The following is an 18,647-nucleotide window of genomic DNA, read 5'->3' as shown; positions in this document are numbered from 1 at the left end:
CACAGAAAAGTTTCAGCTTTCTTGATCATCAGGATTGATAAAGACATTGACCGGGAAATCCCCCAGGGCAGCGCTGATCAACAGCTCCTTGTTTGGTGTGACTGCGCCTGTATGAAAAAGTCCCTTCCAGTTTTGCGTTGTCGCGGCGAACGGTAATTTCACCCGCGTATCGCCCCAAACCTGCGCGTTGATGTGGGGCCGCTCACCGTTTTCCAGCAGGCGATGAGGCCAGCGCGGCACCACCACCAGCAGGCGTTTGCCTTGATGTTCGCGACAGAATGCGACCACGTGTTCTGCGTGCGTGCCGGTGACCTCCAGCGGTGTGTAGCGGCCGCTGTGGAAGATCTCGGGGTTCGCCTTGCGCAACGCCAGCACTTGGGCAATCAGCGCTTGCTTGACGCGCCCGTCGCGCCAGTTGGACAACAGTTCAGGGATGTCCGGGGGTGTGTTCAGCGCTTGTTGCCGTGCGCTGAAGTCCACCGGACGACGGTTGTCCGGGTCCACCAGGCTGAAGTCCCAGAACTCATCGCCCTGGTACAAGTCCGGTACACCCGGCACCGTGATACGAAGCAAGGATTGCGCCAGGCTGTTGACTGCGCCCGCCGCAGCAATCGCGTGAGCGGCATTGCCCAGGGCGGTGCGCAACGCGCTGCCGGCCTCGCTGAGCAACAAGCGCGAGAGAAACGCCTCGACGCCTTGTTCATAGGCCTCGTTCGGCGCGCTCCAGCTGCTTTGCAACTTGGCTTCGCGCAGGGCCTTTTGCTGCCATTGCCAGAGGCGCTGCTGGTAGTTTTCGACGTCCAGGTGCAGGTCCAGCGGCCAACTGCCCAGCAGCACTTGATACAGGATCAGTTCGTCACCGGCCGACGGGCTATTGGCGTCCTCGCGCAACGGGGCGGCGAGGGTGCGCCAATGCTCAACCTGTTCGACGTACCACGGCGCGCATTCACTCAATACCGCCAGGCGTGCGCGGGTATCTTCGCCGCGCTTGTGGTCGTGGGTGGCGGTGGCCAGCAGGTTGTCGGGAAAGGTCTGCAAGCGCTGTTGGTTGACGGTGTGAAACGCCGCCACCGGCGCACTGAACTGCTCGGTGCTGAAACCCACGTCATTGCGCGACAGCAGTACTGCCGAGCGATAGAACGCGGTGTCTTCCACGGCCTTGGCCGCGGCCGGAGAGGTCAGTTGCTGGAAGCGCACACAGGCATGCTTGAGTATCTTGCGCTCACGCCCGATCGGGCGATGGCGCCACGGCTGGCCGCCCAGCCATTTTTCCAGGTGATCGAGCACCGGCCAGTCGCCTTCGCTCAAGGTGCTGCGGGCACCGGCCAGGGCTTGCAGGAAAAACACGTCATCGTTTTCGCTGCGGCCACGGGCGCTGATGTAAGTGCGGTACACCGGGAAGTGCACGATCAGCTCCTGCAAGGCGCGGCGGATCGCGCCCAGGGTCAGGTCACGGGTCATCACATCGTCACGGGCCACTTGCAGCAGGGCCTGGGCCACGCTTTCGAAGTCACCGGCCAGCGAGCCATTCAGGATCTGCTGGCGCGCCAGCCAGGCTTCTTCGATAAACGCCGCTGGCCGTCCGCTGTGGCGGGTCCACAACTCGGCAAGCGGCTCGAAGCCTTGAGGATCGTGCTGCAGCAACGACAGCTGGTTCATGAATTCGTAGCCGGTGGTGCCGTCCACGTTCCAGTCTTCGCGCAGGGTTTCGCCTTCACCGAGGATTTTTTCCACGAAGATCGGCAAGTGCCGTTCGGGCGCCAGTGAATCAACCCGACGCCGCAGCTTGCGGCAGTAACCGCGTGGGTCGGCCAGGCCGTCGATATGGTCGATGCGCAAGCCATCGATCAGGCCTTCGCTGATCAGCTCGAAGATCTTGCCGTGGGTGGCCTCGAACACCGCCTTGCGTTCGACGCGCAAGCCGCCCAATTCGTTGACATCAAAGAAGCGCCGCCAGTTGATATCGTCCGCCGCCGTGCGCCAGCTGGCGAGCCGGTAGACTTGTTCTTCGAGCAATTGATGCAGGCGATTGAAACCCTCGGGCTGGCGTGCGTCGAACTCGCCCAGACGTTGCTCGATGGCCTGGCGCACGTCGCTTTCGGTCGCGCGCTCGGCCAGCGCCTGCTTGAGCCAGGCGGCTTCGTGGTAGGCATCATCCTGACAGGCCAGCGCGCTGAAACGCTCGGCCAGCGGCCGGAGCGGCTCGTCGGCGCCGAGGATCAACGCGTAGTCGCGCGGGCAGATCGGGAAGCGGTGTTCGTAATGCTCGACGTAAAAGGCCCCATGCTCGGCGTCGAAATGCAGCGTCAGCGTGCCGGTTTGCAGGGCCTCGCCGTAGTCGCTGCCCAAAAACGGCATCAGCAGTTGGCCTTTGAGCAACGGGTCTGGCGAGTGCCACTGAATATCGAAGAACTCGCTGTAGGGGCTCAGGCGTCCCCATTCGAGCAGGTCCAGCCACCACGGGTTGTCCGCGCCACCCACGGCCATATGGTTGGAGACGATATCGAGGATCAACCCCATCTGGTGTTCACGCAGCGCAGCAACCAGGCGGCGCAAGGCCGGCTCGCCGCCCAGTTCGGGGTTGACGGTCGTCGGGTCGACCACGTCGTAGCCGTGCATGGAGCCGGCGCGGGCACTGAGTATCGGTGAGGCGTACAAATGGCTGATGCCTAGCTGGGCGAAGTACGGCACCAGAGGCACCGCATCGTCCAGAGTAAAACCTTTATGGAATTGCAGGCGCTGGGTAGCGCGCAGGGGCAGTGCTTTCATCGGTCACGCTCATAGGCTTGGTTACGCGCAACGGCCAGCAGTTCGAGGCGGCGGGCAGCGCCGGCGTTGTCGAGCAGGCTGGCGGCTTCGCCCGGCAGGCGACGGCGCCAATTGGGATGGGTGTCAGTGGTGCCGGGCAGGTTGGCTTGTTCTTCGATGCCCAGCGCGTCTTCCAGCGGCAGCAATACCAGCGGCGCACGGGTATGGCCGAGGTAGCGCACGCTGGCGTCGATCATGTGGTCGGTGTCGTTGCGAATTTCATCGACAAAGTTCTGCGGGTCCTGGCTCAAGGCCTGGCGCAGTGCTTGACGTTCGCGCAGGCGGTGTTCGCTCCATTGCTCCACCGTCGGTGCGTCGATCAGGCCGAGCTGGATATTCCACTCGATGTCGCGGCTGTGCCACCAACCGTTGAGGGTCGGCAAGTCGTGGGTGCTGGTGGTTGCCAAGGCATTGTCCGGCCAGTCGAGGATCGGCCTGAACTGGCCATCGTGATTTTGTTCGAACAGCAGCACGCGCATGCCCAGAATCGAACGCGCGCTGAGTTTTTCGCGCAGGCCGTCGGGTACCGTGCCAAGGTCTTCACCCAGCACAATCGCCTTGTGGCGCTGGGATTCCAGCGCCAGCAGCCGCAGCAGGTCGTCCACCGGGTAATACAGATACGCACCCTCGCGCGGGGAGGCATCCATGGGGATCACCCACAGGCGTTGCAGGCCCATCACATGGTCGATGCGCAGGCCGCCGGCATGGGCGAAGTTGGCTCGCAGCATCTCGATAAAGGCGCGGAAGCCATTGCGTTTGAGGCCTTCGGGGGAAAACGCAGAGATGCCCCAACCTTGACCGGCGCGGTTGAGAATATCGGGCGGCGCGCCCACGGTGAGGTTCGCCAGCAATTCATCCTGGCGGCTCCAGGCCTGGCTGCCGCCGCCGTCGGCGCCGACGGCCAGGTCGGCGATCAGGCCGACGCCCATGCCGCTGCCACGCGCCGCTTGCTGCGCACGCTCCAGGCAACGCGCGATCAGCCATTGGCTGAACGCGTAGAAGCCGATTTCGTCACGGTGTTCAGCGGCGAACTTAACCAGTTCAGGGCTTTGCGGCGAGCGCCAGGCTTCGGGCCAGTGCCGCCAGTCGAGGTCCTCACCCGCGGCGGCGCGAACGGCCTGCACGGCTTCGAAGCGGCAGTGGTTCTCCAGGGCTTCACCGCCGTTCTGGCGAAAGCTCAGGAAATCGGCATGCTGGGGGTGTCCGCCGTGGCGGAAGTCTTCATACAGGGCGCGCAACAGGCGCTGCTTGGCCTTGGCGGCGGCGGGCCAGTCGATCAGGGTGTGCTGTTCCAGCGTGTGCAGCTCTTCGGTCAAACCGCAGGCGTCGATGGCATTACGTACTTCGCGCTCGCCCAGGATGCAGGCAGGCGAGGCGTACAGACTGTTCAGAAACAGGCGGCTGGACGGCGAGTAGGGGCTGAAGCGCTCGGTGTCGGCGCTGAACATCGCGTGCATCGGGCTGATCGCCAAGGCATCGGCGCCGCGTTCGGCGGCGGCGCGGACCATGTGCTCCAACGCCTGTGTGTCGCCAAAACCGCCGTCGCCGAGACGACGCAGCGCATACAGCTGGGCGCTCAGGCCCCAGGCGCGCGCGGGTTGGGCGTCAACCGCTTCGGCCACGCTGTAGCAATGGGCGGGTGCCACGGCCAGGGTGAAGGTCTGGTCGTCGATGTGCACTTGGTGATAGCCCAGCGCGATGACGCCTGGCAGCACGGCATCACCGTCGAGGCGCAGCTCCAGGGTTTCGCCGGTTTCCAGGCTGACACGGCAGGGCGTGTCCGCGGCAAAGTAGCGTGCCAGGTCGAGGCCTTCGCCGCTGTCGACGGTCATCAACGGCGGCAGGTGCTTGTCTTGCTGTACCTGTTCGAGTTCGAGCAGGCTGGCGTTGATTTCGGCATCGGTATCGGCCGGGTGGCCCAGACCTTTGAGAACGGCGCGCAGGGCGCCGGGTTTAACATGTTGCGGGCGGCCGTTTGCGTCGATCCAATCGACGGCCAGGCCCGCTCGGCTGGCGAGTATTTCCAGGTTCGCTTCGCTCAAAGGTGCTCTCCAACAGGGGATAGGGCAACGCGTGCGCTGAAGGGCGCCAATTGCGCCCCTTCACCGGCAGACGTTTCAAATAGCAGGTGCGGCGGCGCGGGGTGATCCAGCGGTTCTGCGCCCAGGTTCAAGTCGATCTGCAACACACTGCCGTTGCCCAGGCGCCAGCGCGCGCTGACGGCGCCTTGCCCCAGTACTTGCGCACCCAAGGCCACGCTGCCGGGCAAGTGCGGCACGATCCGCTGGTGGCGCAAGCTCAACAGTTGGCGGTAGAACTGAGCGTGTTGGTTTTCGGTGAAGGCGGGCGCTGATTGCACAAAGGTGGGCAGCGCGTTCGGGTCGGGAATGTGTTCGCGCCTTTGCGGGTCTTTGAATGCGGCAAAATCGGCAAACTCGTTGCGCCGGCCTTCGCGCACGGCTTCGGCGAGCTCGCCATGGTGATCGGTGAAAAACAGGAACGGTTCCTCGGCGTTCACTTCATCACCCATGAACAGCAACGGAATCATCGGCGACAGCAGCAATAACGTCGTGGCTGCCTTGAGCGCCTGCGGTGAGCACAGCTGATGCAGGCGTTCGCCCAGAGCGCGGTTACCGATCTGGTCATGGTTCTGCAAAAACGCCACGAAGGCGCTGGGCGGCAAGTCCCCACTGGGTTCGCCGCGCTCATGGCCATGGCGGGTGGTGTGGCCCTGATAGATAAACCCCTCACCCAGGCAGCGCGCCAGCTTTTCGGTAGGGTTTTCGGCGAAGTCGCTGTAATAGGCGTCGGTTTCGCCGGTGAGCAATACGTGCAGCACGTTGTGGAAGTCATCGTTCCACTGCGCGTCGAAATCGTTTTTCAACAGGCTGGCCTGGTTCAGCTCGTTTTCCAGCACCAGCCAAACGTGCCGGCCTGTGTCTACCTGTTGGCGAACACGGTGGGCCAGCTCCTTGAGAAAATCGGGATTGTCGATCGCGTGCACCGCGTCCAGGCGCAGGCCGTCAAAGCGGTATTCGAGCAACCACATCAACGCGTTGTCGAGGAAGAAGTCGCGCACTTCGCGACGATCAAAATCAATGCCAGCGCCCCAGGGCGTGTGCACGTCTTCTTGAAAGAAGCCTTTGGCGTATTGGCCCAGGTAGTTGCCGTCCGGGCCGAAGTGGTTGTAAACCACATCGAGCATCACCGCCAGGCCGTGTTCGTGGGCGCTGTCGATCAATTGCTTGAGCTGTTCCGGCGAGCCATAAGAGGAGTGTGGCGCATAGGGCAGAACCCCGTCGTAACCCCAATTGCGTTCGCCGGGAAATTGCGCCAACGGCATCAATTCAATCGCGGTGACGCCCAGTTCAGCCAGGCGTGGCAGCTGTTTTTGTACGGCGGCGTAGCCACCCAGCGCACCCACGTGCAGCTCGTAGATCACCGCTTCGTGCCATGGGCGGCCCTGCCATTGGCTGTGGCGCCACTGATAGGCGAGTGGATCGACAACCACGCTCCAACCATGAACATCCTGGGCTTGCGCCCTGGATGCCGGGTCGGGTACGTCGTTTTCGCCGTCGATGTTGTAGCAGTAGCGAGTGCCCGCCGGGCACTTTATCTCTACCTCAAACCAGCCATCTGCCTGAGGCAACATGGCGATGGACTTGCCGTCTTCCAATTCAACGCTGACATAAAACGCGTCTGGCGCCCACAGGGCAAAACGCGTGTGTTGCGCGTCCAGCATAATTGCGCCGTGGGGCCAGGTTTCCAGATTCCGTGACGGCATCTATGAAGCCCTCCCTTGATTATTTGTTCGATTTCCCCAGTGCTTTAGCCACAAGCTGTTCATACAGTTCGGCGTAGGGTTCCACTGCCTGGGACCAGTTGAACGGTTGTGTCATGGCGCGGCTGCGCATCGCATTGAGCAGGCCGGTATTGGCAAATACCCTGAAGGCGCGGCTCAGCGCTTCCTTGTAGCTGTCTACCGTGGATTCATTGAACAGGAACCCGGTGACGCCATTTTCAATGGTGTCGGCCAGGCCGCCGGTATTGCGCGCCACCGGCAGCGAGCCGAAGCGCTGGGCGTACATCTGGCTCAGGCCGCAGGGCTCATAGCGCGATGGCATCAACAGGAAGTCACTGCCGGCGAACATGCGGCGGGCGTCGGTTTCATTGAAACCGATGCGCACACCCACCTGGCCCGGGAAGCGCAGGGCCAGCTCACGCATGGCGTGCTCTTCTTCAGGCTCACCTCGGCCGATGATGGCAATCTGGCCACCGTTCTCGACGATAGAGCTGCTGACCGCCTCGGTGAGGTCCAGGCCTTTTTGGTAAACCAGGCGCGACACCACGGCAAACAGCGGGCCGGTGGAGTCGTGCAGGCCGAACAATTCGCGCACGTGGGCGGCGTTGATGGCTTTGCCTTCCCAGTCACCAATGTTGAAGTTGTGGGTCAGGTGCGTGTCGGTGGAGGTCTCCCAGCTTTCATCGATACCGTTGGGGATACCACTGAGCAGGCCCTGTTGAGTCTTGCTCGCCAGGAAGCCATCAAGGCCGCAACCGAATTCCGGCGTGGTGATTTCCTGGGCGTACGTGGCGCTCACGGTGGTGATATGGCTGGAATACGCCATGCCGGCCTTGAGGAACGACATTTTGCCGTAGAACTCCATGCCTTCCTGTTGCAGGGCATGCGGCGGGATCCCCAGCTCAGGGGTGGAGGCCAGGCTGACCACGCCTTGGTAGGCGAGGTTATGAATGGTGAACAGCGTTGGCGTACGCGAACCACGCCAGTGCATATAAGCCGGAGCCAGGCCAGCGGGCCAGTCATGGGCGTGCACCAGGTCCGGGCACCAGTGAATCTGTGCGAGGTTGGCAGCCATGTCGGCGGCGGCCAGGCCCAGGCGTGCGAAGCGAATGTGGTTGTCCGGCCAGTCACGGCCGTTGTTGGCGCCGTACGGCGTGCCTTCGCGCTCATACAGCTCGGGGCAGATCAGCACATAGATGACCAGGCCATCCTTGAGATCCATACGCCCGATCTTGCACGGCGGCAGCGCTGCGTGGCCACCCAGTTCGCCGATGATATGGATCGGGTTGTCGCTTTCCATCACTTGCGGATAACCCGGAATCAGCACACGCACGTCGTGCAGATGCGCCATGGCGCGGGGCAGGGCGGCGGACACGTCGCCCAGGCCGCCGGTTTTCACCAGGTCGGCGAATTCGGAGGTGACAAACAGGACTTTCTTTCTATTAGGGTTCTGACTCACGATCGGCCGCACAGTGTTGGGCAGGTCGGTCAACGATGTTGGCCCCCCTACCGGCTGACTAAAACGCTCTCCCTGAGTATCTACTGCAGCACTGATCATAGTTCTCTCCGACATATCTGGTTGGCTAATGGCCCGCTGCCATCGGCTCCGAAGACCGCATCCTGCGGCCAGGCGCACAAGCACTGTACAAACTGGCAAGGCGTATGCCAGTTGCACTCATTGCTAAAAAAGAGTGGATGGACGGGCATTTGGCGTGAACCGCATGCACTCGCCTCCCTTAAAAACTGGACCTATGGCAGAGTTGGAAAGTTTCGATTTTTTGCGGGGTTTTTGTTTTGGAACGGACCCATCGGTCATGAGTCTAGGCCAGATCCCAGAGCCTGTATGGTTTATGCGGGAATTTTGTAGGACAAAAAACTTTTAACGATATGCAAGGTTGAATGCTTGCGCTGATCGTCGGGGTAGTCGGGGAATGCGTGGCCCCGAGACGTGCTCGCGTTGAGCCGCACACTGCCCGGGGTTCTGCAGTCAAGCGCAGGGTTGCTTCGCGCGCCCCAGTGGGTGCACGCACCTCGCCAGAGCAGTGCGTACGCCCCTGATTGGTGCGCTACCCGAGCACGCGAATGGGCGTGCCGCCGGCCCAGGCCTGGATATCCTCGATCATCTGCTGGTAGAACTGCCGGTAATTCTGCTCGCTCACGTAACCCACATGCGGCGTGGCCAATACATTGGGCAAGCGCCGGAACGGATGCTCCGCAGGCAGTGGCTCTTGGCTATACACGTCCAACGCCGCCCCGGCCAGGCGTCCGGTGGACAAGGCCTGCACCAGTGCCTGTTCGTCCACTATCGGCCCGCGTGCCGTATTCACCAACCGTGCGGTTGGCTTCATCCAGCCCAGCGCCTGGGCATCCACCAGACCACGGCTGCGATCACTGAGTACCAGATGCACCGTCAGGATGTCGGCCTGTTCAAACAGCTCACGCTTGCTGACCCAAGTCACTCCCGACTCGGCCGCGCGTTCTGGTGTGAGGTTTTCACTCCAGGCGATCACACGCATGCCGAACACCTGGGCAAATTGCGCGACCTTCTGACCAATGCTGCCCAGCCCCAGGATCCCCAGGGTCTTGCCGTACAGATCACCGCCCAGGCCAACCTGCCAGCCGCCGTCGCGCAACGCGTTGGCCTCGACCAGCAGGTTGCGGGTCGAGGCCATGATCAGTGCCCAGGTCAATTCCGGCGCCGCCTGCTTATAGCTGTCGGTGCCACACACCTGGATTCCCAAGGCCTTGGCCGCCGCGATGTCGATGGCCGCGTTGCGCATGCCGCCGGTCACCAGCAATTTCAGCCTGGGCAGGCCCTGCAACAGCGCCTTGTCGAAGGTCGAGCGTTCGCGCATCACGCAAATCACTTCAAACCCCTTCAAGCGCTCAATCATCAACGCGGTGTCCGCCGGGTAGTCGTGCAGGAAATGCACCTGGCCCACCGACTGCAGCACCGACCAATCCACCACGCCACTGGCTACATCCTGCCAATCATCAATGACTGCGATCTGTACCGACATTCACGAGTGCCTCGAAAAAGGTTGGATTAAAGGGCGTTCAACCCCTGCAACAGCGTCTGATTAAACTTCACCGGCTCTTCCATCTGCGGCGCGTGCCCAAGGCCCGGGAATTCCACCAGGGTTGCGCGGGGGATCAACTTGGCCACTTGCTTGCCGAGCACGTCGTAATGACCGAGCCTGGCCTTGACCGCTGGCGGCGCGATATCGCTGCCGATGGCGGTGGTATCGGACGTGCCGATCAGCAGCAGCGTGGGCATCTGCAAATCCTTGAACTCGTAGTACACCGGCTGGGTGAAGATCATGTCGTAAATCAACGCCGAGTTCCATGCCACCTGGGTGTGCCCCGGGCCTTTGTTCAAACCGGCGAGCATGTCGACCCAACGGTCGTACTCAGGCTTCCAGCGCCCGACGTAGTAAGTGTTGAGTTCATACTGGCGAATGCCGTCGGCGCTCAGTTTCAGCTCGCGTTCATGCCATTGGTCAACGCTGCGGTAGGGCACGCCCAGCGCTTTCCAGTCTTCCAGGCCGATCGGGTTGACCAGCGCCAGCTGCTCGGTTTGCGCCGGGTACAACAGCGCATAGCGGGTGGCAAGCATGCCGCCGGTGGAGTGGCCGACGATGGTGGCCTTTTGAATGCCGAGTTTTTCCAGCAGTTGGTGGGTGTTGAGCGCCAGTTGCTGGAAACTGTATTGGTAGTGGTCGGGCTTGCTGGACGTGCAGAACCCGATCTGGTCGGGCGCGATCACCCGGTAGCCAGCGCCGCTCAAGGCTTTAATCGATTCATCCCAGGTGGCGCCGCAAAAATTCTTGCCATGCATCAGTACCACGCTGCGCCCGTTGGCCTTGCCTTGGGCGGGCACGTCCATATAACCCATCTGCAGGCTTTTGCCCTGGGACTGGAAGTTGAAATGCTCAACGGGATAGGGGTACTTGAAGCCTTGCAACTCGGGCCCATAAGCGGGGCTTTCAGTGGCGGCGAAGGCGGGGGCGGCGGTGCTCAGCAACAGGCTGGCGGCGCACAGTGAGCGGATCAACGTCATGGGGCAGGCTCCGAAAACAGTGTCTCGGATGCTGTGGCGAGGGGATTAAGCGAGGATTAACGGAGCGCTGCGTGACCAACCAGCGCCCCAGCGGTGATCGCTTCAAGGCGCGCTCAAACCCTGCAGTAGCGCTGCGTTGAACCGTTCAGGGTCTTCCACTTGCGGCGAGTGGCCCAGGCCGTCGAATTCCACCAGCGTGGCACGAGGGATCAACTGGGCGACTTGCTTGCCCAGCACCTTGTAGTTGCCGATTTTCGCCTGCACTTGTGGCGACGCCAGGTCACTGTTGAGGGCCGTGGTGTCCTCGGTGCCAATCAGCAGCAGCGTCGGCACCTGCAGGTTTTTGAACTCGTAGTACACCGGCTGGGTGAAGAGCATGTCGTACAGCGCCGCGGAATTGCGCACCACCTCTGTGTGACCGGAGCCATTGGTAAGCCCGACCAGCATGTCCACCCAACGGTCGAAGGCCGGTTCCCAGCGCCCGGCGTAGTAATGGCGCTGTTGATAGGCGCGCACGCTTTGGTAGGTCAGCCGGCTCTCTGATTGAGCCCACTGGTCGACGGTACGGTAGGGCACGCCGAGGGCTTTCCAGTCCTCCAGCCCGATGGGGTTGACCATCACCAGTTGCTCGGTTTGCTGTGGGTAGAGCAAGGCGTAGCGGGTGGCGAGCATGCCGCCGGCGGAATGGCCCAGGACCGTGGCTTTTTGAATGCCGAGCTTTTGCAGCAATTGATGGGTGTTGATCGCCAGTTGCTGAAAGCTGTATTGGTAGTGATCAGGCTTGCTGGAGGTACAAAAACCGATCTGGTCCGGCACCACCACTCGGTAACCGGCTTCGCTGAGCGGTTTGATCGAGCCTTCCCAGGTGGCGGCGCAGAAGTTCTTGCCGTGCATCAGCACAATGCTGCGGCCATTGGGCGTGCCTTTGGGGGCGACGTCCATGTAGCCCATTTGCACGGTTTGGCCTTGAGACACGAATTTGAACCGTGCCACCGGGTAGGGGTATTTGAACCCCTGCAGCTCGGGACCGTAGGTGTCGTGTTTGCCGGTGGCGCAGCCGGTCAGGGTTGCGGCGAGGAATAGGCCGGTGAGATAGAACATACGCTTGGCGTGCATGGTGGGCTCCGCAGTGAAAATCGGATGCTGTCGGCAAGCGATTAATCGAGGATTAACCCCTTGGACCGGCCGATGGGCACGGCTCAACGGCGCGGATAAACAGAAGATTCTTACGGGGAATGTCCGCATAACCGTGCGTATACGTAAGAAATTAAGCGCCGACCGAGGTAGCGTCTAGCTGTCAGATTTGGCAGTGTCGACCAGTGGTCCCGCGTTACCGGTACGTGAGCTGGCTCAGCGTCACGAGCGCCAGCACCGCGTATCGCGCGCCCTTGGCCACGCTGACCAGCAGCAGGAAGCGCCAGAACGGCTCACGCATGACGCCAGCCACCAGGGTCAGCGGGTCGCCGATAATCGGCACCCAACTGAGCAACAACGACCAATGCCCCCAGCGTTGGTAGTGCGCGCGCGCCTTTTCCAGGTGCTGCGGGCTGACCGGAAACCAGCGCCGCGCCTTGAAACGCTCGACCGAGCGCCCCAGCCACCAATTCACCACCGAGCCCAGTACGTTGCCAACGGTGGCGAGCGCGAGCAACCACCACAGGCTGTAATGGCCGCTGATCAACAGGCCCACCAGCACCGCTTCCGATTGCATCGGCAACAGCGTGGCGGCACCGAAGGCGGCGAAGAAAAGGCCCAGGTAACCGGTGAGCATGACTCAATGGGCCGGGTAGTCGGCCACCACCACGTCTTTGCCTTCACGGGTCAGGCCGATGACCTGATAGGCGTCGCTTTTGCCGTCCATCTCCATGCCCGGTGACCCCATGGGCATGCCCGGCGCCGCGATGCCGAGCAAGTCGTCGCGTTTGCGCAAGGCCTGCACCTGTTCGGCAGGCACATGGCCCTCGACGAACTTGCCGTCGATCACGGCGGTGTGGCACGAGCCCAGGCGCGGTGCCACGCCCAGGCGCTGCTTGACGGCACTCATGTCGGCTTCGACATGGTCGTTGACCTTGAACCCGTTGCTTTGCAGGTGACTGATCCACTTTTTGCAGCAGCCGCAGTTGGCGTCGCGGTGCACGTCGATAGGGATCAGCTCGGCAGCCTGGGCCAGGCTGGAGGTGAGCAGGGCTGAAAGCAGGGCCAGTCGCAATGGGTTTTTCATGCGGGTCTCGTGAGCAAGAGGACGTCGTCGGGAATGGGGGGCGATCATGACGACGTCATCGCAGGCAAGCCAGCGTCTACAGGTCGGAGGAGGTGCCAGTAATGTTTCCAAATTATACGAAGGGCGCGTTTTCCAGCCGATGCTTGAGCTGGTCCAGGGCAACTTCGGACAGCTCGACCATGCGCTCATGCAAGGTGGCCAGTTGCAGCTCGGTTTCGTAGGTCAATACGCGCTTGAACAGTGTGCCACCGTGATGGGGCTGCAAAAAATAGTGAATGGCGCCGTCCACGGCCAGGGAAGTGAACACGGTCTTGAATTCAGTCGGATGGCGGGCGATTTGCACGCGATAGCTCATGGGCACACGCACACCCAGCAGGTCGATGACTTCGGTAAAGCGGGTGCCGGCCGGGAGAGAGCCGGTGGTACCGGTGTCGGCGCTGAGGGAAGTGGGGTGCCACTCGTGCCAGCGGTCAGGCTGGGTCACGTAGTCGTAAACGACGTCAATGGGGGCTTGGATAAACCGTTCCTGAATGATCCGCTCCAAGCGGCTCGAATGCTCGACAGCGTGCATGACACACCTCCTGTGTGGCGAGACTTTGCACTAGGAGCTGTCAGGATAGTCCCACTCCCGTGTTTTGCACGGGAGTGTTTCATGCATTTATCAGCGCACCTTGAAGCGACTCATCAACGCAATCACTCGGCCATTGGCATCCAGCAGGCTCTGTGTATTGGTTTCAGTGGCGTGGCCACTTTCCACCAGTTCTTCGACCATATGTCGGATCTGCACCATGCTGCGGTTGATCTCCTCGGTCACCGCGCTTTGCTGCTCGGCGGCGGTCGCGATCTGAGTGCTGAGGTTGTTGATATGGCTGACCGAGCCGGCCATCTCGTCCAGGCCCGTGTTGACCCGCGCGGTAGCATCCGCGGCCGACTGACAACTGGCCTGGGTGTTTTCCATGGCGGTCACCGACGAACTGACCCCGGTGGTCAGGCGTGCGAGCATTTCGTTGATCTGTGAGGTGCTGGCCTGGGTGCGTGCCGCCAGCGCCCGAACTTCGTCGGCCACCACCGCAAAACCACGGCCTTGCTCACCGGCCCGCGCCGCTTCAATCGCGGCGTTCAGCGCCAGAAGGTTGGTCTGGCCGGCAATTGCGCCGATCACACCGAGGGTTTCGGTGATGCGAGCAGCGTCCTGGCGCATGTTTTCCACGGTGTGGGTGGCGCTGGCCACTTCGCCGATCAACGCGCTGACGCTGGTGGAGGCTTCTCCGACCACCACCCGTGAGCGGTCCGCGTGTTCGTTGGCGCGCTGGGTGAAGGAGGCGGTTTCAGCGGCGTTCTGCGCTACGGTGTCGGCGGTGGAGCTCATTTCGGTGATGGCCGTGACCGTTTGATCAGTTTCCGACGCATGCCGCACCAGAATCCGGTTGGTGTGCGCCGAGGTCTGCTGCAATTGCTCAAGCCCCGTCGACATCGCGCCCGTGGCCTGGGTCACTTCGCCGATCATGTTTTGCAGGTAGATGATGAAGCGGTTCACCGAGTGGCCGATTGCGCCCATTTCATCTTCGGCACGGATGGTGATGCGGCGCGTCAGGTCGGCATCGCCGGCAGACAGCGCGTCGATATTGATGCTCAGCGACTTCATGCGCTGCACCAGTTGGCGGATGGCATAGAACGCCAGCAGCACCAGCAGCAACACCATGGGAATTTGCAACAGGGCCAGGCTACCGAGCACATCATCTCGCTGTGCGGTGATCAGCGAGGTCGGCAGGGCGGTGGCGAGGAACCAGGGCGTGCCCTCGATCGGGCGCATGTAGAAGGTGCTGGCCACGCCCTGGTTGTCGAATTCGGCGCGCTGGGCCTGGTCGCGGTGGGCGAGGGCCTTGCTGACCTGAGCGGCAAACGCCGAGGTGCCGGCCAATTCGCTGATATTTTTCAACACCACCGGGCCGCTGAGGCGCGTGCTGTTGCTGATGATCTTGCCGTCGCCTTCGACGATCAGCATCTGCCCGCCGATGTCTTTCTCTTTGCTGGCGACCAGGTCATTGAAGAAACCCAGGGTCACGTCAATGGTGGCAACACCGTAGGCGGCACCGTCGCGCTGGATGGCCATGGCGCAGTTGGTGCGTGGCTCCTGGCTGGCGTCGTCTTTGTAAGCCGCCGCCCAGGCGCACTGGCCACGCGGTGAGGCGAGACCGCCTTTGTACCAGCTCTGATCGTAGTAATTGGGCGCCGCGTCGCTGTTCCAGAAGGTATTGACCGCCAGCTTGCCCGACGCATCGCGGTGCCAGAACGTGCTGTGCTTGTTGCGCCCCGGCGTGCGCTGATTCGGCAGTGGCCAGATGCCGCCACCGAAGACTTTCAGCTCGCCGTACTGGTCCACCAGGCCGGGCAGGACTTTGTCGATGGCATCGCTGTCGAGCAGGGGAATGGTCTGGGTGATGCTGCGTTGCTGGGCCTGAACCTTGTTCAGTTCGCCCTGAATCTGTTCGGCTACTTCCGCGATGCGGTTGAGCACCACCTGTTCTTCAGTGTGCCGCAGCTGGGGTGCGACCAACTGGCCGATCCCCACAACCGTCAACACAGATAACACCAGGACGAACAGCACCAGAAACAGGGTGTAGCGGGTTTGGATGGAGCGCAGTGGGGGCATGAGGTCGTCCTTACGAAGCGTTTATTATTGACGCGGCTGTGTTAGAGCTTCATCGGGCTATCGGCTTGGCAAGGAGGAGCTTGAGGTACCATCGTGCAAGAAAAGTCAGGGCCCACCGTAAGCCGGGGCACCCTGACCACACAGGCTATTTATTCACCAGGCCCATTGATGCCTCGGTGTAGCGCAAACCCGCAGTAGCGCCCGCCGGGAAGATCGACGTCAGCGCCGCCAATTCGGCAGGGCTCAAGCTGATATCCAGGGCCGCCACGTTTTCTTCCAGGTATTTGCGCTGCTTGGTGCCTGGAATCGGGATCAGGTAATCACCCTGCGCCACCACCCAAGCCAGCGCCAGTTGCCCGGCTGTCACGCCTTTTTGCGCAGCCAGCCCTTTCACTTGGTCCACCAGCAGCAGGTTTTTGGCAAAGTTCTCACCTTGAAAGCGCGGGCTGGAGCGGCGGTAGTCGTCGGCGGCGAAGTCCTCCGGACTGTTCAGCGCGCCGGTGAGAAACCCGCGCCCCAGCGGGCTGTAAGGCACAAAGGCGATGCCCAGGCGCTGGCAGGCCGCCAGGCACCCATTGTCTTCCTGGTCGCGGCTCCACAGTGAATATTCACTTTGCAGGGCGCTGATCGGGTGCACCTTGTGCGCGCGCTCCAGGCTGGCCGCGGAGGCTTCACTCAGGCCCAGGTAACGCACCTTGCCTTGCTTGACCAGTTCGGCCATCGCGCCGACGCTTTCTTCGATTGCCACGTCGGGGTCAACGCGGTGCTGGTAGTAGAGGTCCAGCGTTTCGATGCCCAGACGTTTCAAGGTGCCATCAATGGCCTCGCGAATGTACTCGGGGCGGCCATTCACACCGCGTGCCGACGGGTTGGCCGGGTCACGCACAAAGCCGAATTTGCTCGCCAGAAACACCTGGTCGCGTTTGCCGGCGATGGCTTTGCCGATCAGCGCCTCATTGGTGTGAGGGCCATACATGTCGGCGGTGTCGAGCAAGGTGACGCCCAACTCCAGGGCGCGGTGCAAGGTTGCAATCGCTTCCTGGGTATCGGTGCCGGTGGTGTAGAAATCAGTCATGCCCATGCAGCCCAGGCCGATGGCGCTGACGTGAGGGCCGTTTTTGCCGAGTTGACGAGTATGCATCGGGGCAGCTCCTTGGAGGGGAAAGGCCCCCATTGTTCTCCTCGACAACTGAGGGATAAAGCGGCTAAAACCGCTATCACTATTAGGATTTTCTAAACAATGCCCCGGGAGAACCTGGCTTTGGACCGATTTAACGCCATGCGCGTGTTTACCCGGATCGTCGAACTGGGTGGCTTTGCCAAGGCCGCCGACAGCCTGCAACTGCCACGCGCCTCGGTGACTATCCTGATCAAGCAACTGGAAGCGCACCTGGGCGTGCAGTTGCTGCAGCGCACCACCCGGCAAGTCAGCCCGACGCTGGATGGCGCCGCGTACTACCAGCGCTGCGTCAGCTTGCTGGCAGACCTTGAAGAGACCGAAGCGGTGTTTGCTACCCGAGGCAGCCCGCGTGGCACATTACGCATCGATATGCCCTCGGGCATCGGCCGATTTCTGGTCATACCTGCACTGCCGGAATTTTCCGCTCGCTACCCGAACATCGACCTGGAAATCGGCCTCAACGACCGCCCGGTCGACCTGATTCGCGAAGGTGTGGACTGCGTGCTGCGCGGTGGCCTGGCGCTGGACGACTCGCTGGTGGCGCGCCCGCTGGCAATGATGGATCAGGTGACCTGTGCCAGCCCCGCGTACCTGCAGCGTTTCGGCGTGCCCGCCAACCTTGAAGAGCTGGCCGGCCACCAGGTGGTGGAATACTTCTCCAGCAGCAGTGGCAAGCGCTATGGCCTGGAGTTTCAAGTAGGGCAGGCGCTGCGCCTGGTGGACCTGCCCAAGCAGGTTGCCGTCAACAGTGCCGATGGTTACCTCGCTGCCTGCGAAGCGGGCTATGGCCTGGTGCAGACGCCTTATTACCACGTCATGCAGCAACTGCAGGCGGGCAACCTGGTGGAGGTATTGGCCGCGATCAAGCCGCCGCAACTACCGCTGACGGCGCTGTACCCACCGCATCGCCAGCTGTCACCCCGGGTGCGGGTATTGGTCGACTGGCTGGTGGAGCTGTGCGCGCGGCCGGGCAACGGGTTGCAACGTCAGGCTTGAGCCTTGCGGTAGGCGCCGGGTTGCTGCCCGGTGACTTTGTAAAAGGCTCGGGTAAACGCCGCCACCGATTGATAACCCACGGCCAGCGCCACATCCGCCACGGTCTGGTCTTCCTTGAACAGCTGGCAGGCGTGGCGCATGCGCATCATCAACAGCACTTGCCCCGGCGACTGCCCGCACAACTCGTTAAACCGCTTGAAAAACGCCGAACGCGACAGCCCGGTGCAGGCGGCCATGCTTTCCAGCGTCCACGCATCAGCGGGGTGTGCGATCAACTGTTCCAGCAGGTTGGCGAACGCCGGTTGTCGGCCCAGTGCGGCGAGGCCGCCCAATTCGGTGTTGTCGATGACCTGTTGACGCAGCACGTACAGAAACAGCAGGTGGCAAAGCCGTTCAAGCAAGGCCGAAGAGGGCGCCGGCGTGCGCTCGCACTCTTGCAGGATCAGTTCGAACAGGTTGCGTGCGGCGATCAGGGACGGGTCGCCGGCACGCAGGATGATCCAGGCGGGCAGGGTGTCGACGATCATTGCCGACAAGCCCGAATGAAAGTGAAAGAACCCGCACACCAGGCCCACGCCATCGCTGGCCAGGCTGTCCAGCGGCAGCATCGGCCGGCGCGGGCACTCCTGCGCCCCGGCGGCCGTGGCCTCGCCCGACAGGCGATAGGCCAAATCGCGCAACAGAAACACCGCGTCGCCATTGTTCAGCTGCAGGGGGGTGGATTCGTCATCGATATGCAGCCAGCATTGGCCCTGAACGATCAGGTGAAAGCTCGCCCTCGCCAGCCCATGCGTGCTCGCATGCCAGTCACCGCAATAGCGGCCGACATGGAACAAACTGGTGTTGAGTTCGAGGCTGTCTAATAACCAATCGACAAGTGCACTGGACGAATTCATCTAACGGAAAGACTCAAGAGCAAGTAATCGC

14 protein-coding genes are annotated in these 18,647 nt (G+C 62.0%); 1 reads left to right on the top strand and 13 read right to left on the bottom strand.

Translation table 11 applies throughout. The features are described from left to right. Positions 1 to 12 precede the first annotated feature (12 nt). From AB5I78_RS15485 to AB5I78_RS15430, 12 genes are all read right to left on the bottom strand, one after another. Positions 13 to 2,769 (bottom strand): malto-oligosyltrehalose synthase, encoded by a 2,757-nt coding sequence (locus AB5I78_RS15485; protein WP_369303078.1) that lies wholly within the window; start codon positions 2,767 to 2,769, stop codon positions 13 to 15. Beyond that, positions 2,766 to 4,850 (bottom strand): 4-alpha-glucanotransferase, encoded by a 2,085-nt coding sequence (malQ, locus tag AB5I78_RS15480; protein WP_242198117.1) that lies wholly within the window; start codon positions 4,848 to 4,850, stop codon positions 2,766 to 2,768. Before malQ ends, AB5I78_RS15485 begins: the two co-directional genes overlap by 4 nt. Further along, complete coding sequence (gene treZ / locus AB5I78_RS15475; protein WP_369303077.1) at positions 4,847 to 6,592, bottom strand: malto-oligosyltrehalose trehalohydrolase; 1,746 nt, start codon at positions 6,590 to 6,592, stop codon at positions 4,847 to 4,849. Before treZ ends, malQ begins: the two co-directional genes overlap by 4 nt. A gap of 19 nt (positions 6,593 to 6,611) precedes the next feature. After that, complete coding sequence (glgA, locus tag AB5I78_RS15470) at positions 6,612 to 8,168, bottom strand: glycogen synthase GlgA (RefSeq protein ID WP_369303075.1); 1,557 nt, start codon at positions 8,166 to 8,168, stop codon at positions 6,612 to 6,614. Between the two features lie 508 nt (positions 8,169 to 8,676). Then, a complete protein-coding gene (locus AB5I78_RS15465) occupies positions 8,677 to 9,630 on the bottom strand; it encodes a D-2-hydroxyacid dehydrogenase family protein (RefSeq protein ID WP_369303074.1) in 954 nt (317 codons plus the stop codon). A gap of 26 nt (positions 9,631 to 9,656) precedes the next feature. Next, entirely contained in the window at positions 9,657 to 10,670 is a 1,014-nt protein-coding gene (locus AB5I78_RS15460; protein ID WP_369303073.1) for an alpha/beta fold hydrolase, read from the bottom strand. A 102-nt stretch (positions 10,671 to 10,772) separates the two neighbouring features. After that, positions 10,773 to 11,786 carry an alpha/beta fold hydrolase gene (locus tag AB5I78_RS15455; RefSeq protein WP_369303072.1) on the bottom strand — a complete coding sequence of 338 codons (1,014 nt, stop codon included), beginning with the start codon at positions 11,784 to 11,786 and terminating at the stop codon, positions 10,773 to 10,775. 214 nt (positions 11,787 to 12,000) lie between these two features. Then, a complete protein-coding gene (locus tag AB5I78_RS15450; RefSeq protein WP_369303071.1) occupies positions 12,001 to 12,441 on the bottom strand; it encodes a YqaA family protein in 441 nt (146 codons plus the stop codon). Positions 12,442 to 12,444: 3 nt separating this feature from the next. Continuing rightward, complete coding sequence (locus tag AB5I78_RS15445; protein WP_369303070.1) at positions 12,445 to 12,891, bottom strand: DUF411 domain-containing protein; 447 nt, start codon at positions 12,889 to 12,891, stop codon at positions 12,445 to 12,447. 112 nt (positions 12,892 to 13,003) lie between these two features. Further along, positions 13,004 to 13,462, bottom strand: a complete 459-nt coding sequence (locus AB5I78_RS15440) for an SRPBCC family protein (protein ID WP_369303069.1) — start codon at positions 13,460 to 13,462, stop codon at positions 13,004 to 13,006. Positions 13,463 to 13,552: 90 nt separating this feature from the next. Further along, a complete protein-coding gene (locus AB5I78_RS15435) occupies positions 13,553 to 15,544 on the bottom strand; it encodes a methyl-accepting chemotaxis protein (protein ID WP_145161025.1) in 1,992 nt (663 codons plus the stop codon). Positions 15,545 to 15,689: 145 nt separating this feature from the next. Beyond that, complete coding sequence (locus AB5I78_RS15430) at positions 15,690 to 16,685, bottom strand: aldo/keto reductase (protein ID WP_369303068.1); 996 nt, start codon at positions 16,683 to 16,685, stop codon at positions 15,690 to 15,692. 120 nt (positions 16,686 to 16,805) lie between these two features. Here AB5I78_RS15430 and AB5I78_RS15425 point away from each other — a divergent pair, with 120 nt between their 5' ends. After that, on the top strand, positions 16,806 to 17,720 hold the full coding sequence (locus AB5I78_RS15425) for a LysR family transcriptional regulator (protein WP_262210906.1): 915 nt from the start codon (positions 16,806 to 16,808) through the stop codon (positions 17,718 to 17,720). Here AB5I78_RS15425 and AB5I78_RS15420 read toward each other — a convergent pair. Continuing rightward, entirely contained in the window at positions 17,711 to 18,616 is a 906-nt protein-coding gene (locus AB5I78_RS15420; protein ID WP_145161019.1) for an AraC family transcriptional regulator, read from the bottom strand. The two genes, AB5I78_RS15425 and AB5I78_RS15420, sit on opposite strands and share 10 nt — an antisense overlap. Positions 18,617 to 18,647: the final 31 nt, after the last annotated feature.

The organism is Pseudomonas sp. N2-3-1-14, assembly GCF_041228395.1.
GTDB lineage: Bacteria > Pseudomonadota > Gammaproteobacteria > Pseudomonadales > Pseudomonadaceae > Aquipseudomonas.
This window is presented reverse-complemented; position numbering and strand designations above follow the sequence as displayed.